This window comes from Uliginosibacterium aquaticum (genome assembly GCF_012972705.2).
In the GTDB taxonomy this organism is placed as follows: Bacteria; Pseudomonadota; Gammaproteobacteria; order Burkholderiales; family Rhodocyclaceae; genus Uliginosibacterium; species Uliginosibacterium aquaticum.
On the sequence record NZ_JABCSC020000001.1, the window covers coordinates 1,318,929 to 1,344,706 of the forward strand.

13 protein-coding genes, 1 tRNA gene and 1 pseudogene are annotated in these 25,778 nt (G+C 60.4%); 6 read left to right on the forward strand and 9 right to left on the reverse strand.

The genetic code is table 11. The features are described 5' to 3' along the window. Positions 1-80: 80 nt before the first annotated feature. The 4 genes from HJ583_RS05920 to HJ583_RS05935 are packed head-to-tail and all read right to left on the reverse strand — an operon-like array spanning position 81 to position 3,335. Complete coding sequence (locus HJ583_RS05920) at positions 81-794, reverse strand: pirin-like C-terminal cupin domain-containing protein (RefSeq protein ID WP_170021034.1); 714 nt, start codon at positions 792-794, stop codon at positions 81-83. A 19-nt stretch (positions 795-813) separates the two neighbouring features. Continuing rightward, a complete protein-coding gene (locus tag HJ583_RS05925) occupies positions 814-1,344 on the reverse strand; it encodes a cytochrome b (RefSeq protein WP_170021035.1) in 531 nt (176 codons plus the stop codon). Beyond that, positions 1,341-2,414, reverse strand: a complete 1,074-nt coding sequence (locus HJ583_RS05930) for an alkene reductase (protein WP_170021036.1) — start codon at positions 2,412-2,414, stop codon at positions 1,341-1,343. The genes HJ583_RS05925 and HJ583_RS05930 overlap by 4 nt, the downstream gene beginning before the upstream one ends. A gap of 24 nt (positions 2,415-2,438) precedes the next feature. After that, positions 2,439-3,335, reverse strand: a complete 897-nt coding sequence (locus tag HJ583_RS05935; RefSeq protein WP_170021037.1) for an SDR family NAD(P)-dependent oxidoreductase — start codon at positions 3,333-3,335, stop codon at positions 2,439-2,441. A 125-nt stretch (positions 3,336-3,460) separates the two neighbouring features. Here HJ583_RS05935 and HJ583_RS05940 point away from each other — a divergent pair, with 125 nt between their 5' ends. The 6 genes and pseudogenes from HJ583_RS05940 (at position 3,461) to HJ583_RS05965 (ending at position 20,219) form a co-directional block, all read left to right on the forward strand. Beyond that, a complete protein-coding gene (locus HJ583_RS05940) occupies positions 3,461-4,345 on the forward strand; it encodes a LysR family transcriptional regulator (RefSeq protein ID WP_170021038.1) in 885 nt (294 codons plus the stop codon). 947 nt (positions 4,346-5,292) lie between these two features. Beyond that, on the forward strand, positions 5,293-6,954 hold the full coding sequence (locus tag HJ583_RS05945) for a ShlB/FhaC/HecB family hemolysin secretion/activation protein (RefSeq protein WP_170021039.1): 1,662 nt from the start codon (positions 5,293-5,295) through the stop codon (positions 6,952-6,954). A gap of 67 nt (positions 6,955-7,021) precedes the next feature. Continuing rightward, a complete protein-coding gene (locus HJ583_RS05950; protein WP_170021040.1) occupies positions 7,022-16,762 on the forward strand; it encodes a two-partner secretion domain-containing protein in 9,741 nt (3,246 codons plus the stop codon). Next, on the forward strand, positions 16,737-17,156 hold the full coding sequence (locus HJ583_RS05955; RefSeq protein ID WP_170021041.1) for an antitoxin YezG family protein: 420 nt from the start codon (positions 16,737-16,739) through the stop codon (positions 17,154-17,156). The genes HJ583_RS05950 and HJ583_RS05955 overlap by 26 nt, the downstream gene beginning before the upstream one ends. 210 nt (positions 17,157-17,366) lie before the next feature. After that, positions 17,367-18,338: pseudogene (locus HJ583_RS05960) on the forward strand (hemagglutinin repeat-containing protein); the annotation flags it as partial. Positions 18,339-19,844: 1,506 nt separating this feature from the next. Further along, positions 19,845-20,219 carry a hypothetical protein gene (locus tag HJ583_RS05965; RefSeq protein ID WP_170021043.1) on the forward strand — a complete coding sequence of 125 codons (375 nt, stop codon included), beginning with the start codon at positions 19,845-19,847 and terminating at the stop codon, positions 20,217-20,219. Between the two features lie 82 nt (positions 20,220-20,301). Here HJ583_RS05965 and HJ583_RS05970 read toward each other — a convergent pair whose 3' ends face one another. From HJ583_RS05970 to HJ583_RS05990, 5 genes are all read right to left on the reverse strand, one after another. After that, complete coding sequence (locus tag HJ583_RS05970) at positions 20,302-22,053, reverse strand: site-specific integrase (protein WP_170021044.1); 1,752 nt, start codon at positions 22,051-22,053, stop codon at positions 20,302-20,304. A 149-nt stretch (positions 22,054-22,202) separates the two neighbouring features. Then, positions 22,203-22,292: transfer RNA gene (locus HJ583_RS05975), tRNA-Ser, on the reverse strand. Between the two features lie 55 nt (positions 22,293-22,347). Continuing rightward, on the reverse strand, positions 22,348-22,944 hold the full coding sequence (gene xpt / locus HJ583_RS05980; protein ID WP_170021045.1) for a xanthine phosphoribosyltransferase: 597 nt from the start codon (positions 22,942-22,944) through the stop codon (positions 22,348-22,350). A 94-nt stretch (positions 22,945-23,038) separates the two neighbouring features. After that, positions 23,039-24,553 (reverse strand): lysine--tRNA ligase, encoded by a 1,515-nt coding sequence (gene lysS, locus HJ583_RS05985; RefSeq protein ID WP_170021046.1) that lies wholly within the window; start codon positions 24,551-24,553, stop codon positions 23,039-23,041. Positions 24,554-24,657: 104 nt separating this feature from the next. After that, complete coding sequence (locus HJ583_RS05990) at positions 24,658-25,731, reverse strand: GGDEF domain-containing protein (protein ID WP_170021047.1); 1,074 nt, start codon at positions 25,729-25,731, stop codon at positions 24,658-24,660. Between the last annotated feature and the right edge of the window lie 47 nt (positions 25,732-25,778).

Below are 25,778 nucleotides of genomic sequence, written 5' to 3' on the forward strand. Positions count from 1 at the left end.
CGATGCGCGTAGTACAACACCTGCTTTTCGGCCAGAACGGTCATTCGACTAGTAGGCCGGCTCGGTCTGCAATGTGTCCCTTAGCAGCCTCCCGCGACCAACATGAATTTTGCGCGAGCTCCTGATGCACGGAGGGTGAGCTGCTGTTGTGCGGAGCTACCTAGATAAACGGGGATCTGCATTTCGGATGAGCTGAAGCGCTCGTTATTTATCTCAATGCAGCCAAATACCGGGATGACAAATGCTGTCGCACCCGCCGAAATCGGCATAGTGAACTCTTCGTCCGGATCAAGAGTTACATCGAGCACGCTTGAGGCCGTCGGTGGGGCGAGCGGAGAGCGAAGCTTCCCGTGTTTCCCCAGTACGAGCCGGATGCGTTTGCCCGGTAGTTCCAACACCGGCACCTCATGTGCCTCAAGATCAAGTGCAATAGAGTGGCACGTGACGGTCTGCTCCAGGTATATGTGCAGCACATGAACCGTCCTGCCTGCCTGGGCGGGTGAACTCTCACGCATGTAAGTGCGGTCTGCCGCCAGCCAGCGCGCGCCACCGGGCTGAATAACAGTCGAATTTCCGCTGGCGTCACGGCTGCGCAGCCCGGTTTCCGAGTCCAGGAACAGGTAGCTCAGAAGGGCAATGCCGGCAGGTGGCTGCGGCTGAGCCGTCGGCGCGCTCAGCCAGCAGTGATCCATACCTATGAATGGCCTCATCAAGGAGGCACAGCCGTGCAGACGGCAGGCCCGCATATGACTTCCGTGGTTTTCGCGCCGCATCGGCAGGAGGCTGTACTGCATTGGCGCGACTACCTGTGTTTCAACTGCGCCCGAACCACACCCGAGTCATCAATCGATCCCGGCGGATAAACTGGTGATAGAGCGCTGCCAGCAGGTGACCCGCGATCAGCATGATCAGCAGCGTGCCAGCCAAACCATGGACTGTGTGCGCATTCAGCTCACTGAAGCTGGCCGGCAAGGCGCCCACGCCATCGAACACGATGCTCGGCAGATTGGTCTGGGCCGCCAGAACGATGCCGCTGACGCACATCAGCCCGGTCAGCAGGTAGAGGCCGTAGTGCGCAGCCGTCGTCAGCAGGCTCATGGCTCCTTGCCCAGCGTAGGCGTGCGTGGGATGCCTGGTTTTCAGGCGGACGATCAGCCGGATGACACTCAGAATCAGGATCAGGTTGCCCGCCATCATGTGGTGACGCAGCAAGTCCAGCTTGGCAGGAGCGTCGTTGGGTGTATTCGCCAGCGCGGTGCTGCCCATGCCGAGCGCCAGCACCATCAGCACGGCGAGCAGCCAGTGTAGGCCCACGAGTGCCTTGTGGTAACGAGCGGGCCTCATGATGCAGTTGCAGCACCGAGCGTGGGGTAATCGGTGTAGCCCGTGGCATCGCCTCCAAAGTAGTGCATGCGCTGAGCTTCGATGAAGGGCGCCTCTGCCTTGAGGCGGGTCACGAAATCGGGGTTGGCGAGCACCATCTGGCCGTAGGCTTCGAGTTCGGCCACGCCACTAGCGATGTCGCTGCCGATCTGCTCGCGCGGTCGCCCCGGGCGATTTAGAACCAGCGTCCCGTGCCAGAGTTGGCGAATATCAGCCAGCAGAGTCTCATCGCCCTGATGCATGACGTGCAGGTAGGCTAGACCCAGCTTATCCAGTTCGGCGACCAGATGGCGATACAGTGCCGGGCCTTCCGCGCCCTCATCAATGCCCCACAGCGTGGTGCCGGGCGAGAGACGGATGGCGGTGCGCTCGGCGCCGATCTCGGCGGCAATCGCGTGGGCGACTTCGATGGCAAAGCGAGCACGGTTCTCAATCGAGCCACCGTATTCATCGCTGCGAGTATTCGAACTGGGCGCGAAGAACTGCTGGATCAGATAGGCGTTTGCACCGTGGATTTCGACGCCGTCCGCGCCCGCTTCAATGGCCTGCCGAGCGGCAAAACGGAAGTCCTTGACGGTTTGGCGCACCTCCGCGGTACTCAGCGCGCGCGGTTCCGGCACTTCCTGCAGGCCGGTAGGCGTGAAGCTCTGCGCCCCCGGAGCGATGGCTGAGGGGGCCACGCCCTGGCGATGGTGTGGGGTGTTATCTGGATGAGACATGCGTCCGGCATGCATGAGCTGAATGAACAGGTGACCACCCTGCGCATGCACGGCGTCGCTGACCTTACGCCAACCCGCAACATGCGCTGCGGTATAAATGCCGGGTGTGGCCATGTAACCTTGGCCATCGTCCGAAGGCTGCGTACCCTCTGTGATGATCAGGCCGATGCTGGCACGCTGAGCGTAGTACTCGGCCGCCAGTTCGCCCGGCGTGCCATCGTACTGAGCGCGGGAGCGGGTCATGGGCGCCATGACCAGTCGGTTGGACAAAGTATTGCTTCCCACGCGGACGGGCTCAAAGAGTTTGCTCATGATGTCTGTCTCCTGAAAGGGTAATCAAGCTTCGTTGTGACGCAGGCCCTTGCGTGCGAGCAAGCTGTCGCAAGCAGAGAGGAAACGTCCGATGTATTCCGGCGTGAGGCCGACGGAGGGGAGAATGGCCTGTCCTTTGCTGTTGAACATTGCGCCGCTATGGGTGTCGATTTCCGGTGCGAGCAACAGGGGAGTGATCCGAGTGGCATAGGCTTCGGCCGTCGGGGTGAACAGGCCGATCAAGCCTTCCATCAGGCGAGACTTGAGCGAGTTCTTGCCGAACAGGTTGTCGCGGATATTGGTCTTGATCAGCCCCGGGTTCAGTCCAAAGAAGGCGGCTTGCGGGTAGCGCCGGGCGGCGTCCAGCACAAGCATTTCGTTACCCACCACGGTATTCATGTGGGCCGCCATGACCTTGTATGAGCGTTCGGCATTCAGGTCCTCCGGTGAGCCGATCTCGCCCGTTCCCGGATAGCCCATGACAAAGACGCGGGGCTTGCGGTCGCCCGACTTGCGCTGGCTGCCAAGGCGCGGCGCCATGGCTTGCAGCATCACGAACCGGTTCAGGAAGCTGACGGCCAGATCGCGCTCGATGCCCTCCGGGGTTTCCTGACGCTGGGGAGCGGCAAAGATGCCCGCCGTGAAGATCAGCAGATCCAGCGTTTCGGCGGGCAAGAGACTGGCGACGCGCTCTGCCTCGCTCATCAGGCTCAGATCGGCCTTGATGAATTGAATGCCGGATACGTCAGCGTCGCGGAAGGTTTGTCCCACCACCGTCACACCAGCACCGCGACGGGCCAGGTGGCGGCTCAGCGCACGACCAATGCCGCCGGTGCCGCCCACGATCACCACCTGCTTGCCAGCCAGGCTGCTATTGGAATCTACCGGGTGAAATCCATTCAGACGCTTGTCTCGCTTCATTTTGCTTACTTCCTTTTGAAACCGTCCATTGCCATTCAATGGTGCCTTGGAAAACATCATCCACTACTGCGCCGATGAGATAAATCCGTCAAAATGGGAATAACTGATCCACCAGTGGAGCACTCATGGAATGGCTGAACGACATGGCTTTGTTCGTCGAGGTAGTGAAAGCCAAGGGTTTCCGGCGAGCGGCTGAAGCGACAGGCGTGCCGAATTCGTCGGTCTCGCGTCGCATCAGCGACCTCGAAAAGAGTGTCGGCTTGCGTCTGCTCCACCGCACCACACGCAAGATTGAGCTGACGGAAGCTGGGCAGATCTACTACGAGCGCTGCCGCCGGATTGTCGACGAGGCGAGGTTGGCGCATGAGCAATTGGGCGAAATGCTGGCGCAACCCAGCGGCGTCTTGCGCGCCTCATTGCCCGTTGATTTTGCGTCGATCTTTCTGGCTCCACTGATTGTGGAATTCGCACGTCTCTACCCGGGCATTAGCTTCGAGTTTGACCTCACGCCCAGAAAGGTGGATCTGGTCACCGAGCCCTACGACGTGGCAATCCGCATGGGAGAGCCAGAGGACTCCGCGCTGATCGCGCGCCGTCTGGCGAGCCTACCCGGTCAGTTATATGCCTCACCACGCTATCTGGCGCAATTCGGTACGCCACAGGACCCCACCGAGCTGAGCCAGCACGAGTGCATCGGCTTTCCGAAGAGTGGCTTGTGGACTCTGCACAAAGATGACGAGACCCGCCAAGTACAGGTGGGAGGACGTTTTGTGCTCAACAGTGTGGGCATGATTCGCCGCCTCGCACTGCTGGACGTGGGCATCATCCTGATGCCACGCGAGGTTGTTGCCGAAGATATTGGCCGGGGGCTGCTTCAGCCTGTCCTGTCAGACTGGCAAGGGTCCGCCGTGCCGGTCTATGCCCTGACCGAAACCCGACTGCTACCTGCCAAGACGCAGAAATTTATCGACTTCCTGCGGGAGCGTTTCGAAGCCCGAGTGAAGGCGTAGCCTGCGTAGGCCAGTGGTCATCGGCCGCGTTGAAACAGTTTTCCGATGCTGGCGAGGCCAGGGCCGATTGTCCGAAATGGCCGACGTGCCGACACCGGGCTGTAGTTCCGGACGACAGCTTCAATGAGGAAGCTGCCGCTTGAGGTACGGAATAGCGAATGTCCGAAGTGGGTTAAGTAGCCAAAACGCCTAGACTACATTCGCTCACACGGCATCTAGTAGTTCTTCATGGCACTTCTGCCAATAGATGCGCCCGCGACCAAGCGCAAACATAGCGCACCAGCCGGACGACTCTTTTACAAAGCTGCCATCTGACCGAGCCCTTCGCAGTTGAACGCCGTCGCATAGTCTATGCGTGCAGATCGGCCACAGAAGCACCGATGGCGTCCGCCCTAGCTGATCGCTCCCACTTAAAGCAGCCATCACGTATCTGGCATTGGGGGGCAAACGGCGTCACAGCGAAACAGTGGCTTGCCATAGTCGCTTGAGCAGTACGGCTCTCCGGGAAGAAGAGGATTGACCTACCGTGCACCATAGCCTTCGCATCGTGGCCAGATCGGGGCAGCCTGTCGGAGTTCGATGGTGTTGTATCCACAACAGCGTTTGATTTGATGCGAAGCGCATTTCCGATCGTCGGATTTTTATGCCGTTTGTCGGCTTGTTCGGTGTGTTGTCCTGCTACTACGATGTGCGTAAGGGATAACCCGGGTTCGCGTTTGGCAGGCTGAGTCCCTTAGCGTGCCTAGTTTGCACGCAAAGCCCCACTACACAAGGGACCTACATCCCATTGGGTGCTGCACAAAAAACACCTCATTGTTGGCTTGGTTTTATATGGAAGCTTGTAAAAAATACCTTTAGCATCATAAGTTGTTAAAAAAAACCAAAAGAAGTCTCTTGTGATGCGTGCTGGGTTATGGAAGTGGGGTTTGGGGGGATGTGCTGTCCTGATGTCGGTTGCAAGCTTCGCGCAGATTCCTGTCGATGTTGATCGGAATGCACGAGAGCAGTTGCTGCGACAGGAGCGCGAGCGTGCGCTTCGGGAGGAGCAGGAACAACGCCCGGATGTTCGTCTGAATCCGCCCAAGCTTGATGCAGGCGGGGTAATACCAGATGAAGTGCCGTGTTTCCCGATCGACCGAATCCGCTTGTCAGGTGAGGGGGCCGAGGGATTCGACTGGGCGTTGAGCAGTGCCTCGGAGCCTGGAGACCTAGCAACAGGCCGTTGTCTTGGAGCGCAGGGCGTCAATGTCGTGATGTCCCGGATCCAGAATGCGATCGTCAAACGCGGGTTCATCACGACGCGTGTTCTGGCTGGCGATCAGGATCTCAAGCGTCGCGAACTTGTGTTGACGATTGTGCCGGGCCGACTGAGTCAGATCCGTTTTGATGGCGCTGAGCTTCCAGTCTCTGCCGAGAATGCAATTCCGCTTGCATCGGGAGATCTGCTGCAACTGCGCGCGATCGAACAGGGGCTTGAAAACTTCAAGCGCGTGCCCACCGTGGATGCGGATATCCAGATAGTCCCAGCCACGGGCAGCCAGGCGCTTGCAGGAGAGAGCGACCTGCTGGTCAGCTGGAAACAGGCGCGCAAGTTCAGACTCAGCCTCACCGCGGACGATGCAGGGAGCCGTGCAACAGGCAAGAACCAGGGCGCGGCGACGCTTTCGCTGGACAATCCGCTCACCCTTAGCGATCTCTTCTACGTTTCCTATAACCACGCATTGGCGCCGTTGAATTCGGACGGACGCAGCACGGATGGTTACAGCGTTCACTACTCGCTGCCGATTGGTTTCTGGACTCTGAGCAGCAACTTCAGCGACAGCAACTATTCGCAGACGGTTGCGGGGGCAAGCCAAGCGTATGTCTACAGCGGAAAGAGCCAGAACGCAGAAATCAAGCTCGGGCGGATACTGCTCCGGAATGCCACCAGTAAAACCTCTGCTGCAATGCGCGGCTGGAGCAGGGCGGCATCAAGCTTTGTTGATGACACGGAAATCCTGGTCCAAAAACGACGTACTGCGGGCTGGGGGGCGGAGCTCAATCACCGAGCCTTTCTCGGTAAAAGCACGCTCGACATGACTTTTGACTATCGCCGAGGGACCGGGGCCATGACCTCCCTTGAAGCGCCAGAAGAGTCATTGGGGCAGGGCACCAGTCGCATGGAGCTGATGGGCTTCAACGCACAGCTGGACATTCCTTTTTCTGTGGCTGAGCAGAGGCTTCGCTACATGGGCTCGTGGCGTCAGCAGTGGAACCGCACCCCCTTGACCTCGCAGGACCGCCTTTCGATCGGCAATCGCTACACCGTTCGTGGGTTTGACGGAGAGCTGACCCTGATGGGCGAGCGCGGTTTCGTTTCCCGAAACGAGTTCGCGCTGAGCCTGGGAGCGCTGGCGAGCGAGGGCTACTGGGCGCTCGACTATGGGCGGGTGATGGGCTTTCCTACTGCAGATCAGCTCGGACGCTCTTTGTTGGGCACGGCGATCGGTTTGCGAGGCGCTTTGAAAGGCGTGTCGTATGACGTTTTTGTGGGTGCGCCAGTCGATAAGCCCAGCCAGTTCAAGACGGCAGGTGTGACGGCTGGTTTCAATCTCGCCTGGTCTTACTGAACCCGCTGCATTTTTTTTGGCCGCCCGATTTTTTGTGGCGGCGTTTTCGTTTTGAGTCGAGTGGCAAATGAACAAGAACATCCATCGCATCATTTTCAACACCGTCCGGGAACAGTGGATGGTTGTTCCAGAAAACGCCACGGCACAAGGCCGATCCAGCTCAGCTTCGGGTGAGCGCCAACATGAAGTGAAAGGCCGTACTTTCTTCGGCAGCCTGTCGATCCTGAAGCTCTCTCTGCTGCTGAGTTTCGGAATGGCCAGTCTGGTCGCCAGTGCTCAGATCACCCCCGATGCGGCCGCACCGGCGCAGCAGCAGCCGGGCGTGGCGAACGCCGCCAATGGCGTACCGGTCGTCAATATCCAGACACCCAGTGCAGCCGGCGTTTCACGCAACACCTACCAGCAGTTCGATGTCAAAGCCAACGGCGTCGTGCTGAACAACTCGGCCGGCAATGTGCAGAGCCAGCTTGGCGGCTGGATTCAGGGGAACCCCCTGCTGGCCGGCGGTAATGCCCGGGTCATCCTCAACGAGGTCAACAGCAGCAATCCCAGTTTGCTGCATGGGTTCATCGAGGTCGCCGGCTCGCGAGCCCAGGTCATCGTTGCCAATCCGGCCGGGATCAGCTGTGACGGCTGCGGGTTCATCAATGCGGAGCGGGCAACCCTGACAACCGGCACGCCGGTTTTCAGTAACGGCAATCTCGAGAGCTTCCGGGTTGAGCGTGGCACGGTGAGTTTCACGGGGGCCGGCATGGATGCCTCCCAAACCGATTACACCCGTGTTCTGGCGCGTGCTGTTCAAGTTAATGCCGGCATCTGGGCCAAGCAGCTGGAAGTCGTCACGGGCGCCAATGAGGTGCGTGCCGAGCCTGCAGGCGAGGGCGCCCAGAGCGCGGAGGTGACGCCGCTTGCCGCCAGCGCCGATCAGCCGCCTGCGTTCTCGATCGACGTTTCCCAGCTGGGCGGGATGTATGCGGGCAAGATCCGGTTGGTCGGAACAGAAGCCGGTCTGGGGGTTCGTAACGCTGGCAAAATCGGCGCAACGGCTGGCAATGTATCTGTCGATAGCCAGGGACGTCTGACCAATTCCGGGTCGATTCAGGCGAGCGAGGATATGGAGCTCGTCGCTGCAGGCGGGCTGAGCAATAGTGGCACCCTCTACGCCGGCCACAGCGCAGATCTGCAATTGGCCGGCAGCAACGACAACGCTGGCCTGATAGGCGCTGCCAACAATGTTTCGATCACGGCGCGTAGTGACGTGGCCGGGCAGGCGGGCAGCTTCACTCAGAGCAACACCGCAACGTTGGCAGCAGGCCTTGCTGCAGAGATGAGTCTGGGCTCGAACGGTGAGCTAGCGGTCAGCGCGGACACCGTTCAGATGGCCGGACAGCTCGCTGCCGGGGCTTCACAGTCCTGGCAGGGGCGGGTGCTGTCCTTGCAGGGAAGCTCGATCCTGACAAAGGATTTTGCGCTCACGGCAGACGCTGCCAATCTTGACTCGGCTGTGCTCACTAGCCAGGGCAGCGTTCGCATTACGGCCCGTGACAGCCTGACGACGCGTGCTGCGAATCTCCAGGCCCAGCGCCTCGCGCTGGCGGCAGCAAGCCTCGACAACACTGGCGGCCAACTCATCCAGAACGGAAATGATGCCTTCTCGTTGAACCTCGCAGGGGCGCTCAATAACACCCGAGGGGTCATCGCCACGGCCGGTGCGTTTGATCTGCGTACGGGCGCGCTGAGCAATACCTCCGGCACCTTGTATGCGGGAGCTTCTCTGACGGTGATGAGTGCCGGGGCGCTCAATAATGACCGGGGCAGCATTCTCTCGGCAGGGAGCGCTCCACTCACCCTCAACACCGCAGGCGATTTCTCGAACGTTGGCGGGCAAGTTTCGGCAAATGGCGGGCTGGTAATTCAGGCACTGAAACTGACCAACACTGAATCTGGCGAACTGAGTGCAGGCGGCGCATCAGCGATCACCGTGCACACGCTGGATAACTCAGGCGGACGCATCCAGTCTGATCAATCCCTGCGTGTGGAGACGCAAGCGACGCTGCTGAACAACAGCGGAAAGTTGCTGGCGGGCACCTCGCTCACGCTGGAGAGCGCTTCGATCCAGAACCAGCGAGGCAGCATCCTCAACTCGGGCTCTGGCAATCTGAGCACGCATGCCTCGGGCGCGCTGGATAACACCGAGGGTGAGATCGCGGGCAATGGCGATACCGATATCGCAGTCGCCGGGCTCGATAACAGCCGTGGCAGGATCAACGCCCAGGGCGCGCTGGCACTGAACAGCAGCGGAGGGCTCAACAATACGGATGGACAGATCACCCAGACGGGCCTTGGCCCTATGGTGGTTTCTGCCTCGCAGGGCTTCATCAATACCCGCGGCACGCTCGCAAGCAATGCAGCGCAGAGCAGGCTCTCCGGCAGTACGCTGAACAATGCTGGCGGCTTCATCAGGCTGGGAGGCGATCTGTCGCTTCAGTTCAGCTCGGTGGTGAATGACAGCGGCCTGCTCAGCGCAAGCGGCACGCTCCAGCTGGTTCAGGCGGATCTTCTTCAGAACCGTTCGGGAAAGATTCTTGCAAGCTCCGATCTCGCACTCGAAGCGACGCAGCTCGACAACCAATCCGGTGAGATCAGCAGTGCCACGGGCGGGCTGAGCGCCCGTTCCTCAGCGCTTTCCAATGCCTCCGGAACCCTCTCAGCCAGTGGCCGCTTGCAACTTCTGGGGGGCGGCGTGAATAACAACGCCGGGGTGATCAGCGCACACGAGGTGACAATCGATACCCAAGGCGCCTCGTTCGATAACGTCGACGGCCGCCTTGTCTCAGCCTCGTCGCTCAGCCTTGTATCTGCCAGGCTTGATAACACGCGCGGCACGCTCCAGGCGGCGGGCAACACTGATATTGATACCCGGGGCGCCGAGCTGATCAACCGCGATTCGGGCTCCCAAAACGGCATCCTCTCTGGCGGAGCTTTGAGCTTGAAAGCGGGGGCGCTGGATAATCGCTCCGGCTTCATCGGCGGCAATCTCGATGCGAGCCTGACACTGACAGGGCTGGACAACACCCGCGGCACGATCAATGCCCAGCGCAACATTGACCTTTCAACGGGCGTACTGACCAACACCACGGGTGGGCAGGTGAATGCGCTGGGTAACATCAGCGTCCGGGCCAGCAGCCTGAACAACGATGACGGGCTATTGCGCTCGAACAACACCCTGGACATCACCACCACAGTCCTGACTAACCGTAATACTCAATCCCAGGAGCGGGGGCTTGCCGGATCAACGCTCATCCTGAACACCGGCTCGCTCGATAACAGCGCTGGCGCGATCCGGGCCGCGCAGCTGCTGAGCTTCACCAGCAGCGGCACGCTACAGAATGCGGGCGGAGTGATCCAGTCCTCCGGGCAAGCCACTCTCACGGATGCGCAAGCGGGCAGAACGCTCGCCATCAGCAACGTCGGCGGCAACATTCTCGCCAGTCAGCGCCTTACGCTGGAGAGTGGCAGTTACAGTGGCGGCGGCACGCTCGCCAGCTATGGCGACCTGAGCTTCTCGGTGCAGGGCGATTACACCCATACCGGCATCATTCAGGGCTTGGGGAACGTCACGATCTCGGTGCAGAACCTGCTCAGCAATCAATCCTTGCTGGAGGCCGGGCAGACTCTGAGCGTTCGTGCCGGGGCAATCGACAACACCCAGAGCGGGGAATTCAACGGCGCAACCACACACCTTTACAGCGCGGGCACGCTCAACAATCGGGGCCTGATTGATGGTGGTCTGACCTGGCTTGAGCAGGCGCAACTGAACAATCTGGGCAGTGGCCGGATCTATGGCGATCAGGTATCCATCAGAACGGGAGGCCTGAGCAATGACGCCGAAACCGGTGGTGACGGACAGACCCGTGCCGCAGTGATTGCTGCGCGTTCGTCCCTGCAGATCGGCGCCGGGAGCCTGGACAACGGAAATCATGCCCTGCTGTTCAGCGCGGGCAATCTTGCCATCGGCGGCGATCTGAATGCCAGCCAGCAAGCGGTGGGGCAGGCCGGCAACCTCAACAACCACAGTGCCACGATCGAAGCGCTGGGCGACATGTCGCTCTCCGTGCAGCAGATCACCAACAGGAACGACCACTTCGCCACCGAGCAGGTCCAGGTCAGCAGCGATTACTTCGATCTCTTCCTTTTGGGCGGCGGCACCTACACCGCGAAGGATAACGGTGCCTATGTCGGGAGCGTCAATGGCCGCGACAACCTGTATGCCAATGGCCAGCGTCTGAGCACCGAATTCGATCGGCGCATGTATACCGAAACGGTGACTGAAACCCGCGTCACCTCGACCGATCCTGCCGTGATTCGTGCCGGAGGCTCGATTGCCCTGGCGTCCGGCAGCATCACCAATGCCCAGAGCAAGCTGCTGGCTGGAGGCGCGCTCACCGGCAGCGTCGATGTGATCACGAATGACGGCGGTGTTGGGCAGCGCACCACCCTCCGCTCCGGCACATTTGTTCAGTACCGCAATGGCGGCGCCTCACAGTACGCGTACAACGAAAACCTCAGCGCAGACATGGATCTCGGCGCGGTGATCGTTGAAGCAGGCAGCAGCCAGGGCGGCAGCGGTACCAGCCTTGCCGCGCGGGAAGTGATTTCCCTCACCGGCAGCATTGCCGCACCGGGCGATCTTGCCCTTGGGCGTGATGGCTCTGGCTCGGCCCAGGGGGCCGACGCTTCCACCGTAGAGGGGGCGGGTGTTGTGGGCGGAGCCACCCAGGCGCCGGGGCGCGGCACCGTGCCGCATCAGATCTATGAAGTCAGCACGGGAAGTACCGGAGCGGTCATTCGCACCACCGCTCCCAATATCCGCTTGCCGGACAACAGCCTCTTCAGGCTCATCCCTGCAGCACAGGCCAATTACCTGATCGAAACAGATCCGCGCTTTGCCAGCTACAAAACCTGGCTCAGCTCCGACGCCATGATCAGTGCCCTGGGCCTGGATCCGGCACTCACCCAGAAACGCCTGGGCGATGGCTTCTACGAGCAGAAACTGGTCCGCGAACAGATCTCCGAGCTTACGGGGCAGCGCTTTCTCGAGGGCTACGCCAGTGACGAAGCCCAGTACCAGGCGCTGATGGATAAGGGCGTCTCCTTCGCGAAGCAATATCAGCTGATCCCCGGTGTTGCACTCAGCGCCGAGCAGATGGCGCTCCTGACCAGTGACATCGTCTGGCTGGTCGAGCAAAGCGTCACGCTGCCGGATGGTTCGACCACCCAGGTGCTGGTGCCGCAGGTCTATGCCCGTGCGCAGAGTGGCGATATCGACGGCAGCGGAGCGCTGATTGCGGCGCGGGAAGTGCAGATCAAGCTGAGTGGTGCGCTGGCAAACAACGGCACCCTGGCCGCCAGCAAATCCCTCGCGATCACCGCAGACAGCATCAGCCAGACAGGCGGCCGCATGAGCGCCAACACGCTTGAGCTGCACGCCGCCAATGACATCCAGCAGACCGGTGGCTTGATCTCGGGCACCCAGTCGGTTGTGCTCGATGCCGGCCGCAATGTGGTGATAGCTTCCACCTCGCGCAGCAGCGCCTCGGGTGAAGTCAGTAACACCTATATCAATCGTCTCTCGGGCATCCAGGTCGGCGTGGCAGGGCAGGAGGGCGGCCAGCTGATCATTTCCGGGCGCCAGGATGTAGCGCTCACCGCCGCCACTCTCATCGATCTGGGCACTGGCGGCAGCACCCTGATCGCGGCCGGGCGCAACCTCACCCTCGATACGCTCACCACCAGCCGTGATGAGCGCCTGGGCAGTGGCGGCAATCATCACTACGAATCCAGCCGCACCGAGCAGGGCACGGTGATCCAGAGTGCAGGCAGTGTGCAGTTGCAGGCCGGCAATGATCTCGCCGCACGTGCAGCAACCGTCAGCGCAGGCGAGGCGCTGACCGTGGTTGCCGGTAACGACATTCGCATCCAGGCTGGCGAAGCCACGCGCGCAGTGGATGACGCTACCGTGCGCACTTCAAAAGGCCTCATCAGCTCCAGCACGCTCGCGCGCCAGAGTCAGACGCTGGAGAGTACCGCCCTGGGAAGCGATTTCCAGGCCGGCGGTGCACTGGCGCTTAGCGCTGGGCGTGACCTCAACATCACCGCCAGCAACCTCGCCGCCCAGGGCGATGCAACGCTGTACGCCGGTCGTGATCTCAGCCTCGGTGCCCAGGCCTACAACCAGAGCAGCGCGCAAACGAGCCAGTCCAGCAAGCGGGGTGTCGACTACGACGTCGCCACTGGCGCCAACTACAACACCCGCAAACTCTCCGAGAATTTCAGCAACCTCACCACACGTCAGACCGGCAGCTCGGTCAGTGGTGACAATGTCAGCCTGAGTGCCGGGCGCGATGCCACCATCACCGCCAGCAACGTGCTGGCCGACCGTAATCTGGCCGTCGAGGCCGGGCGCAATGTCGACATCCTCGCCGCCGTCGAAACCTCCCGCACCCAGACGGCCACCCAAAGCTCCGGTTTCGGGCTCAACGTCTATGCCGGCATGGCACCTCGCCAGACCTTCATCGGCACCAACCGCGCGGCGGACAACGGCACCCAGTACGACACCAATGGCGTCACCAGCATCCTCTCGGCCAATGCCGGCAACCTGAGCATTCGCGCAGGGCTCGACAAGAACGCGACCGATGGCCAGTCCGCGGCTGAGGCCGGCCGTGTGCTCACCCAGGGCGCCAACATCCAGGCGCAAGGCAATGTCGATATCTCCGGCCGCAGCGTGAGCCTGGAAGAAGTGAACACCACCAGCCAGAGCAGCTACCACACCCAGAGCAGCAGCATGACGCTCGGCGCACAACTGGCTGGCTCCGTTGGCAGCATCATTACCGCCGCCTATGACAATGCCCAGGCCGCTCGCAAGACTGATAACGATCGCCTCAAAGGCGCTCTGGTGCTCAAGTCCGTCTATGACATCGCCAAGCTCGGCCAATCCGCAGCGGATGGCAAGCTAGGTTCGGCTGCCGTGGTGACTGACAAGATGGTTGAAGGTGGCGATGGCACTTTGACCAAGGCCGACGTCAATAATGGCAAGGCCGATTCCAGCAGCGGCTCTGCTTTCGGGGTGAGCGTGAACCTCACCTCGGGCAGCAGCAAGAGCGACAGCATCAACAACAGCAGCACCGCCCGGGGCACCAACATCCAGGGCGACAAGATCAGCATCACCGCCAGTGATGGCGATCTGCACGCCAAGGGCGTGAAGATCCAGGGCACGGACGTGAGCCTGGAAGCGAGCCGCAACATCCTGCTCGAAGCGGCCAGCAACACCTCTACGCTGGACAACACCAACAGCGGTGCCAACTACGGCCTGGGCGTCACCGTGGGGCTCGGCTCTCAAAACGGCATCAGCTTCCAGATCTCGGCCAGCCAGAGCCGCGGCATGGCGAGCGGCAGCGAAACGACCTATGACAACAGCCTGATCGAAGCGAGCAACCGCCTCACCCTCAAGAGCGGGGGAGACACCACGCTCTCCGGCGCCCAGCTCAAGGCCAAGGAAGTGAGCGGCAACATCGGTGGCGACCTCAAGGTCGTCACCCTGCAAGACAGCTCGAAATACGACAGCAAGCAAACCAGCGGCGGTTTCAGCATCAGCCTGTGCATTCCGCCGATCTGCTACGGCCAGGTCGTCAGTGGCAGCGTCCAGTACGCACGGGACAGCATCAACCACAACTACCAGAGCGCGGTTGGGCAGAGCGGCATCTTCGCGGGCGATAGTGGCTTCAACCTGATCGTCTCGGGCAACACCCTGCTCAAGGGTGGGGCGCTGGCCACCACGGGGAACCCCAGCGAGAGCCGCCTCAAGACGGCCAGCCTCACCTATGAAGACCTCAGCAACGTCCAGAGCACCAAGAGCAGCTCCGTCTCGGTCAGTGCCAGCTACGGCTCAGGTAACAGCCTCGCCTCCACGCTCGCCAGCAATGCCCAGAGCAACGCTTTGGGCAACGCCAGCAGCCTGCTGGCCGCTGGCAAACGGAACGGCAGTGAAAGCAGCCAGACCCTCGCCTTCATCCAGGGCCAGGTCGACATCACCGGCACAGGGGACGCTGCCACCGACGCCAAGAGCCAGGCCGCTGCGGCCACGCTCACCAGTCGTGACGCGGCAACGGCCAACGGCGCGCTAGCCAACAGCCTCAGCCTGCAAGAGGCCGGCAAGCTCCAGCAAGAACTCCAGACCGAACGCGAAAACGCCCGTGCTGCGCAGTTGGTGGGGCAGGTCATGACCAACAGTATCGGTGACGTCTCCAAAGACAAATGGGCCGAAGGCAGCTGGCAGAAAACCGCCCTGCACGGCATGGCAGGCGCGATCGAAGCCGCGATTGCGGGCGGCAAGATCGAGGTCGGCGCCCTGGCCGGCATGGCCAACGAGCAGTTGATCCCGATGATGGAGGCTTTCCTTGCAAGTGAGTACAAGATCACCGAACGCAGTGACCCCGAGAACTTCAAAGCCCTGATGAAAGCGGGCAGTGCCCTGGCCGGGTTGGCAGTAGGGGCGATTGCCAGCGGCGGGGATGCGCAGAACACCGCGCTGGGCGGCTCGGTGGCGCTGACGGCGACGGAGAATAACTATCTCAAGCACACAGAAGCCAAGGCATTACGAGACAAGCTGCAAGCCTGTAAGCAGCAGCAATGCAGTGCTTCCGAACGAGACAAAATTCTCGCTGAATACGAGTCGATTTCTGGGAAGAACAACATTGAGTTGGCGAATTGCAAAGATGACACGTGCCGTGAGCGCTTGTTGTCTGATGTCGCCAGTACGATGGAAATGAAGGAAGCCTACGATGCCATCAAGGCTGTTAGTGGAAGTGGTACCTTGCTCGCGCTGCAACAGAACACGGCACAAAGCGTGAAAAAGTCTGAGCAGGCACAGGCAGCAAGAGAGGAGCATGCTGCCGGCGTCAAATCGCTCATAGCGCAGACCTGCAGAGGCTTGAGTACGGACCAATGCAGTGCAAAATTCCAGGCGAACCGGCAGCTTCTGGAAGATCTGACGATTGGAATGATTCCGATCATCGGCGACATTAAGAGCTTTAGCGATGCAGAAACGTTTGGTGATTATGGCTGGGCCGTCGTGGGTGCGCTTGGCGGACCTCTGGGCGATACGGCCAAGGCACTGCGCACGGGTGGAAAGGCCGCCGATGCGCTGCATGACGTTGCCAATATTGAGAAGACCGTGGACAAAGCCACGGATGCAGGAGGGTCGGTACATACGGCAGAAAGAACTGCAGACGCAGCTGCAGACAGTACGAAGCTGACGCGTGCGGATGGCTTACCTGTTGTTGAAGTCAAAGCAGGATCGAAGGGGGATTGGGACAAAGCCATCAATGGCAAGCTTGATGCAAGCACAGCCTATAAACTCGACAACGGTCACGTCTATGTCACAGACGCGTCTGGGCGGGTCAAGGCCGTCGAAGGGCAGTTGGACCTGAACAAGATGGACCGCAATACCTACCAGCAATGTGCCACAGGCAAGTGCGGTAATCCTGGCGATGATGGTGGGCATCTGATCGCCAGCTCGCTGGGTGGAGCGGGAGATAGGATCAATATCGTTCCTCAAGCCTCAACGCTGAATCGCGGGGACTGGAAGGCAATGGAAAATGAGTTTAGGGCTGAGCTCAATAGAGGAAAGACGGTGTCAATTAAAATCGAGGTTGGGTATCCTCCCGGGGGTGGGGTGAGGCCGAATGCATTCCAGGTTTCTGTAACGGTCGATGGAAAAGCACTTGCACCATACCGCTTTAATCAGTGAGGAAAAAATGACTGTGGAAGAAGCCTATCAATCATTGGCGAATGAGATTTTAGAGTGCGTCTCTGGGGAACAATGGGATTTCGCACGATCAAGTGTCAAGATTTTTTCTCGAATGACTCAGACGGATATAGAGCGAAAAAATGGGGAGTCCTCGTATGTCAATGAGAAATTTTCGGCATTCGATGTGGGAATGAAGGCTTCGGCTGCTGCCCTTTATCTCCGCGATAACCTTCTCGCCACCACTGGTCAGCGCATCTGGGGCCTGACCTTTACGCTCTACCCGGACGGCAAGTTCAACATCGAATATGACTACAACAAGCCGGAAGACTACGAGGAAACCGATGAAGTGATTTCGGGTGATCAGGCCAACGCATCGCTGGGCAAGCTGGAGTAAATCTGTCAGGACGCAGGCCGTCACCAATAAATTCACGACCAAGCTAAGCAAAGGGCCGGAGGTGAAGTGCAGCGGTCGGGTGAGTGAATCGATAAGGTAATCAATAATCTTCAGAATTCGGATAAGGGGGCTGACGCGATTAAGGCTATCGAACCCGTAACCCGGAGTAGGTCGGAAAAGCCGTAGGCGCCTTCCGACGTTGGGGGGCATGTCCGAGCCACGGACGTGAGCCTGGAAGCGAGCCGCAACATCCTGCTCGAAGCGGCCAGCAACACCTCTACGCTGGACAACACCAACAGCGGTGCCAACTACGGCCTGGGCGTCACCGTGGGGCTCGGCTCTCAAAACGGCATCAGCTTCCAGATCTCGGCCAGCCAGAGCCGCGGCATGGCGAGCGGCAGCGAAACGACCTATGACAACAGCCTGATCGAAGCGAGCAACCGCCTCACCCTCAAGAGCGGGGGAGACACCACGCTCTCCGGCGCCCAGCTCAAGGCCAAGGAAGTGAGCGGCAACATCGGTGGCGACCTCAAGGTCGTCACCCTGCAAGACAGCTCGAAATACGACAGCAAGCAAACCAGCGGCGGTTTCAGCATCAGCCTGTGCATTCCGCCGATCTGCTACGGCCAGGTCGTCAGTGGCAGCGTCCAGTACGCACGGGACAGCATCAACCACAACTACCAGAGCGCGGTTGGGCAGAGCGGCATCTTCGCGGGCGATAGTGGCTTCAACCTGATCGTCTCGGGCAACACCCTGCTCAAGGGTGGGGCGCTGGCCACCACGGGGAACCCCAGCGAGAGCCGCCTCAAGACGGCCAGCCTCACCTATGAAGACCTCAGCAACGTCCAGAGCACCAAGAGCAGCTCCGTCTCGGTCAGTGCCAGCTACGGCTCAGGTAACAGCCTCGCCTCCACGCTCGCCAGCAATGCCCAGAGCAACGCTTTGGGCAACGCCAGCAGCCTGCTGGCCGCTGGCAAACGGAACGGCAGTGAAAGCAGCCAGACCCTCGCCTTCATCCAGGGCCAGGTCGACATCACCGGCACAGGGGACGCTGCCACCGACGCCAAGAGCCAGGCCGCTGCGGCCACGCTCAGCCTTGGCGCGCGGCAATCTGCTTCACGCTGGGCGAAAGTTCGCTTGAAGAAATCGATCGCCAATACCTTGAATTTGCCCTCGGCTTGATGCTTCTGCTGAATGGTGTGGAAACGCGAAACCAACGACTGGATTACCCTAAGCCTGACCGTGAAGCGGCAGAGTACGGCATTGCTTTTCTGAATGAAGCGCTGGTTCCACTCTGGCACAAATGCGGCAGCGAACTGGGTTTGCCAACTCGGAACCTCATTGCGTCAGCCAGGCAGGTGTCGGCTCTGCTTTCGCGTTGGGCCTCTCAGCATTGAAGGCATGTCGGCAAGGCTATCGATAGCACAGTGGCGCCCGCCCAAAGACCACCCCGTAGAACGGGGTGGCCAGAGAAGAAACAACGCGCACGGAGAGCGATCCTCCGTGTGCACCTCAACGTCTACTTCCTTTCTCGCTATCCGACCGGCCAAGGTCAGAATTCGTGTTCCCCGCTGCCAAGCGAGAAGCACGGCACTTCACTGCAATGGGCTGCCAAGCCCTTCCCCGTCAGGGGATACACACAGTTTCCACCGCTGGCAGTTTTCGAGTGCACTGTCGTGCGTTCCGTCTGGCTTGAGTGATGAATTCTCGCCATTCAGTCAGACTCTACTCTCCGCCTCTCCCTCTCTTGTGCCATTCCGGGTGCCACCCCGGTCAATCGGCCGTCAGAGATTCCCACGTTAGCCCACTACGTCAAACCCACGATTTGAGAGATGGAGTCTCAAGGTCAAGGCATCGCATACGCTTCATGGCTTGCGCCACTTTCGGCCTACGATGTTCCAGAGCATCGGCTTACCCGCCCGACCTCTCACCGACTCATCACGCCCGTAGGCGCATCTCCAAGGGTTTTTACTCGGATGGGGGACTCACACCCCCAGTTACAGGCTTAAGCTATCCAGAGACCCACGCATTTCCGCGTGGTGCCGGGCAGTCCAGGTTTCCCCTCGTGCCCCTGTAGGATTTCTCCCCGCTTGCGCGGTTCGCGTCAGTTCGCGACTACCTCATCAGCCCACCTGCCAAGCCCGGGTTGCGCCATTCGTTTTTCGAACGCCCCCCGGGACGGATTTTCACCGTTTCGTAGTGAACAGGGTTTGTGCGCGTTGCCGCGCGTCCCGTGTCCGTGTCGCCCAACTTCACGATCCGGACTATCCGGATCGTGGATTGGGTCGAAAGCAGGCTGTCGCCCGCTAGCGCCCGTTTCAGCCGCACCAGCCAGTATTACCCGGCATGCAGCTAAGGCGGTGTGCGAGAGGTTGGCGACCTCTCGCGTGTCTTTCGACATGTGTGTTTTTGCAGTTGGCAGCCTGCCCGCTGAGTCCTCTGGCGTAGCCCGAAGGCTCACCAGGCAGGCTGCCGCACATGCAAGTCACCCCGGCTTTCGCCGGGTCCATCTCCTCGTTTGGTGACTGTCCTGTTTGTGTATAGGTCCAGGACGGCCGTGCTTCGCACGGAACATCATTACATTCGGTGCTTCCGCACCGAATCACATGACAAACACAAGCCTTGCTCGCCGTCATGCCGCACTCATCGGCCTATACATCTGTGTCTCCACTACAGATGTATCACGTCATGACAAATGCAAATCCACCATCACTCCCACTCTCTCGCTCGAAGTCGGCGGCGCTCTCGCGCGTCATTGGCCTGGTATCCAAGGGCTACGAACTGGTGCGCCACTCGGTGCGCGAGCGAGCAGCCTGGACATTCCGCCGGACGCACGAAGAGATGGCTGATTGGTTTGCGCTGCTTGAAGCGCAACTCAAGCGCCGCCGCAGCGACGAAGTGGCGCTGAGCTTGCAGCGGATCGCCCGCCAACCCGGCTTTGCGGGCGTGCGGGAACAGAGCTGGCGTTTGTGCCAGTTCGCGCGCCAGAACGGCTATGCGGAGGAGCTGCCGTTTCTGTATTTCGTCTCGAAGGTGTCACAGGGCGAGCGCGTTCTCATTTAAGCGTTCTACGGTTGAACGTGCGAGCTTCGGCCGGGATGCGCGCTCACATTCGGGCCTCCCAGCGTTCTTGGCGGCCGAGCCTTTACGGCTTGGACGGGCGGATGAAGCTCACCTCGGGGAAGGTGATGCGCGTGAGAATCTCCAGCTTCTTGTCGACCGGCAATTCGCCGCGGTACTTCTTGACCACCGCTGAGGCATCCCGCTCGACCTGTCCGTCCTGCACCTTTTCAAGGCTGGTGACGTTGCTGACGTGGCCGGTGATGGCTTCGGCGTTGACCACGCCCAGCACCATGGCGCGGTTCAACAAGGTGGAGCGGAAGGCGTGCATGCCGACGATGCGGGCGTTCGGGGTTTCATCGCGCAGGTCGATCTCGCCCAGGAACTTGCGGAACCAATCTGCGGCTTTTGGCGAGGCTCTGCCGGCCGAAGCAGGGAAGGCCTGGAAGAGCAAGGTGTCGCCCCGCGCCTTGGCGGCCGCCACATAGTCCAGAAAGCCCAGTTCTATCAGTTTGGGGTGAAGAGGCAGTTTCCGTTTGGACCCTGCGGTTTTGACGGACTTGTCGATATTGGCGTGCCCTTCGGATTCGGGGGTGATATCCAGATACCACGTGCCGGTACGGGCGTCTTGCAGGATGTCGATTTGGGGGTTCAACTGGCACAGTTCATTGACCCGGGCGCCCGTAAACAATCCCAGATGCGGCAGCCAGTACTGGTGGGCCGAAGCAGGGTCGCGCGCGAATGCGGCCATTTCCTTGCCCTCAAATAGCCGCTTGAGCTCTTCGGGCGCGAAGGCACGTTGTCCGCCTTCGGCGTCGCGCCGCTTGCCGATGTACTGAACGCCTTCCGAGGTCAGGGTCATGGGCCAGCCATGGTCCTGCCACTTGCGCCGGCAATAGCGGATGAAGGGGGTCATCACCGCCAGGTAGGTGCCGTCGAAAGTGCCTTTGCTCATTTCGCCGCGCCCCTGGGTTGCCAGTTCGCGCGGGCTCAGTTTTTCCTGTCGGCAGATATCTTTCCAGCGGGGCGGCAGGGTTTGCACCGCCTCGAAGTAGGCTTCGAGGTCTGTCTGCGTAAGCGAGCCGATGGGCTTGTCGCCCACGATGTCGACCAGCAGCGGCATGACGGCGCTGACTTTGCGCAGCATGGCCGTCTTGCCGAGCTTTTTGTAGTACTCCAGATAGTTCTGGGTCACCTCGGAGAGCATGGGCGTATCCAGACGCCGTGCCAGTTGAGGCGTGGGCTCGTCCTTGCCTTCGTACCGGCTGAGCAGCTTGTCGTTGGTGCGGATCGCCATCCGTCCGTAGGCCAGAGACAGGCGCCGCATTTCTGCGTCAGAGGCTTTGAGCTGGTAGCGGTAGAGCTGCAGAAATTGCTCGAGGGGTCGGCGAAGCAGTTCGTAGTCCCCGATGGCCACCGCGCTCTTGAGGACGCGATTGGCTTCAGCGTAGCCAGACTGGTAGTCCTCGATTTCTTCGAGGGTGTAGGTGCCGCTTTCTCGCCGGGCTTCGTCGCCGGCGAGGCTGGCGGCCTCGGCATGCAGGCAGATGGCGTCGATGGTCTCAGGCGTCAGTGCATCAATGCGCGTGATGACCTGGAGGTGCTGGCGGGCAAGGCGGCTGGCCTGCGCTTGTCGTTTCGCGCTCCACTCAGCGGTCAGGCGCGCTTCTTCTTCCCGATGACGCTCAACGGCGGTTCGGTAGTCCTTGGTGCGCAGGGAAAACGTGATTTCCTTCTTGCCAGGGTAGCAAGCGAGGATGTCGGTAGGGATGCGCCGGCGAAGGTAGTAGCTGCCGGATTTGGGATGGCGCTGAAGGCCGGTGGGAAGCATTGGCATCGTTCGTAAAGTCCTGGAACCGAGTATAGGAAGCCAGGAACTTCATGAATTTCTTCGCTGCCAATGTGTCTACCTGTTGTGTAGAAATCGGCCTCAAAACCACCTGAGACAGCAACGAGTTTCTATGAAATCAACAAGTTAGAGCAAATTGGCGGAGAGGGTGGGATTCGAACCCACGGTAGGCTTACACCTACGCCTGATTTCGAGTCAGGTACATTCGACCACTCTGCCACCTCTCCGCGAGCCGCGCATTATATAGGGCTTGGCGGGTTTGTCCAGCTTTTACGTCGGCTTTCAGCCTTTGTGGAGAATCGCCTTGCCGTCGACCAGTGCGTCGACCTGAGCCAGGGTGACTACGGGGACTCCGGCGGCTTCGAGCATCTTATGGCCTTGCTTGAAACTCTTGGCGACGAGGAAGGCTGCTGCGACGGGGGTGCAGTTGGCTTCCTTGGCGATTTCGACCAGGGCGGTGGCGGTACGGCCGTTGGAGAGGAAGTCGTCGACGATGGCAACGCGCAGTCCCGGCGTGAGGTATTTCTGGCTGACGACCATCTTGACCTGTCCGCCCTTGGTGGGTGAAGGGATAACACGCGAAATGGAGGGGATCTCGACATCCGGATGGTATTTTTTGCCATAAACCATCGGGATATCGAGTTCCAATGCCACCATCAGGCCTGGGGCGATGCCGCTGGCTTCGGCGGTGAGGATCATGTCCGGCTTGAACTGACGCAGGCGGGCGGCGATCTCACGGGCCATGCGCTGCATGAAGCCTGGCTCGATGCGGTGATTCAGAAAGTGGTCGATCTTGAGAATTTCGTTGCCCTGAACAATGCCTTCGCGTTCGATACGGTCAGCGAGTTCTGGCATCGGGCTGTTCAATGAGATGGTCATGGTGGCGTACGTTTGGATGAGGATTTGGGCGCTAAATGGACAAACCGGGCTCGTGTTGCCGCGAGCCCGGTTTGTCTGCTGAGTGTGCGTGGGCTTACTCCGGACGCATCTGCGGGAAGAGGATGACATCCCGGATCGCCGGGCTGTCGGTCAGCAGCATGACCAGACGGTCGATGCCGATGCCGCAGCCGCCGGTGGGCGGCAGACCGGATTCGAGCGTGCGGATGTAGTCGGCGTCGTAGTACATGGCTTCTTCGTCACCGGCGTCCTTGGCCTTGGCTTGCGAAAGGAAACGCTCGGCCTGGTCTTCCGGGTCGTTCAGCTCGGAGAAGGCGTTGGCGATCTCGCGGCCGACGATGAAGAGTTCGAAACGCTCGGTGATGCCGGGGTTGGCATCCGAGGCGCGGGCCAGCGGGCTGACTTCTACCGGGTAGTCGATGATGAAGGTGGGGTTCCACAGCAGCGATTCGGCGGTTTCTTCGAAGAACGCGAGTTGCAGTGCACCGATGCCGACTTCGCCCTTGGGCAGCGCCTTGCGCTGGGCCAACTCGGCACGCAGCCAGGCTTCGTCGGTGAGTTGGGCTTCGGTGAATTCCGGGCAGTACTTCATCACGGCCTGAATCACGGTGAGGCGGTCGAAGGGCTTGCCCAGATCGAGGTCGCGGCCCTGATACTGGAACTGCTCGGTGCCCAGTGCTTCGCGCGCGGCATGGCGCAGCAGGCCTTCGACGAAGTCCATCAGCGTGCGGTAGTCCGCATACGCTTCGTAGAACTCGATCATCGTGAATTCAGGATTGTGGCGCGGGCTGAGGCCTTCATTGCGGAAGTTGCGGTTGATCTCGTAGACCTTTTCCATGCCGCCGACGACCAGACGCTTCAGGTAGAGCTCCGGTGCGATACGCAGGAACATCTGCTGATCCAGCGCGTTGTGATGCGTAATGAAGGGTTTGGCCGAAGCACCGCCGGGGATCGGGTGCATCATCGGGGTCTCAACTTCGAGGAAGCCGTGATTGTCCATGTAGCGGCGGATCGCGGAGATCAGCTTGCTGCGGGCGATGAAGGTGGCGCGCGAATCGTCGTTGGTGATGAGATCAAGATGGCGCTGACGGTAGCGCATTTCCAGATTCGACATGCCGTGGAACTTGTCCGGCAGCGGGCGCAGACACTTGGAGAGCAGGCGGATGGTTTCGGACTTGACCGAGAGCTCGCCGGTCTTTGTCTTGAACAGGCTGCCGGTGGTGCCGACGATGTCGCCGATGTCCCAGGCCTTGAAGGCGGCATAGACTTCTTCGCCCACGCCATCACGGGTGACGTAGAGCTGGATGCGGCCGGACATGTCCTGAATGGTGATGAAGCTGGCCTTGCCCATCACGCGCTTGAGCATGATGCGGCCAGCGACCGTGACCGATACCGGGGTGGCCTCGAGCTCTTCCGGGCTCTTCTCGCTGTAGCCGGCATGCAGCTTGTCGGCGAGGTTTTCGCGACGGAAGTCGTTCGGATAGGCTTTGCCCGTTTCGCGCCAGGCAGCAAGTTTGGCGCGGCGCTCGGCGATGATGTGGTTCTCGTCCTGCGCGGGTTGTTCGACGGGCGGGGTGGTCTGTTCGGACATGATCGGTGTCTTGGGCAAGGTGATGCCGGCAGCGTGCTGGCGAAAGTCCGCTATTTTGACCGATCGGGGGGCACCTCGCCAGTCGCGTGCAGCCTTGGAGACGGCTATTTGAATAGCTCGTCGATATCCGCCTGCAGATCCAGCATGGGGGCAGGGGCTTGTTTGAGTGCGCCGAGCTTGAGCAACTCTTCGAACTGCTGCACCTGATTGCGCCCATTTTCCTTGCCGTAGTACAGCGCGTCGTCGGCGTGGCCAAGGATTTCGGCCGGCGAGAGGGTGGGGTCAATGCGTGCGTAGCCTACCGAACAGGTGACCTGGCCAACCTGCGGGAATTCATGCTTTTCCACGGTTTCGCGGAAGCGTTCGAGGATGTGGGCTGTGTTGGTCGCCGAAACATGGCGCAGCAGGATCACGAATTCTTCGCCGCCGAAGCGAAACAGCTTGTCACTGCCGCGAAAGCTCTTGCGTAGCAGATCGGCCACGCGGATCAGCACTTCATCGCCAAAAAGGTGGCCAAAACTGTCGTTGATACGCTTGAACTTGTCGATATCCACGACGGCCAGCCAGCAGTGACGGTCTTCCTCATGCTCACTGGTTTGGTGCTCTTCGCGGCGATGGGCGGCTTGCTGGGCAAGGTCTATGAAACGATCGAAATTCTCGTCGAAGGTCTTGCGATTGTTCAGGCGGGTGAGGGTGTCGAGCTCGGCGTAGTCAAGCAGGCCGACGTGTTCGGCGTAGATCGCCAGTAATTCATGCACACAGGCACACAATTCGTCGACCGGGCGCTCATTGCAATGGACTTCTGCCACGGCGACCGGGCAGCCTTGCGGGCCGACAGCAAAACCCAGCACGAAGCCGCCTTCTTCCTTATGGGTCGTGACGCCCGAGGGGGCGAGCGCACATTCTTCGAGCAGGGGTTCGGCTGCGAGGTGGGTTTCGTCAACGTCGAGGTGATCGAAGTTGGTCGTGGCTGATTCACCGCCGGCGACTGCCCAGGCCAGCGGTGCCGTGAGATAGCCGCTGGGCGTGGCACGGAAAACGTGGAGCAGGGCGAAGCGTGCATCGAGGATCTCCAGCGTAGCCACCACCAGTGATTCGGCAATGGCAAGGCGATCCCGCGAGGCTTCGAGGGACTGGAGCTTCTTCAGCAGACGCAGGAGGGCAACTTCGGTTCGCATCAGCGGGGGTCCGGAAACGGGCAGGGCTTCGTGTCATTTACGACGCG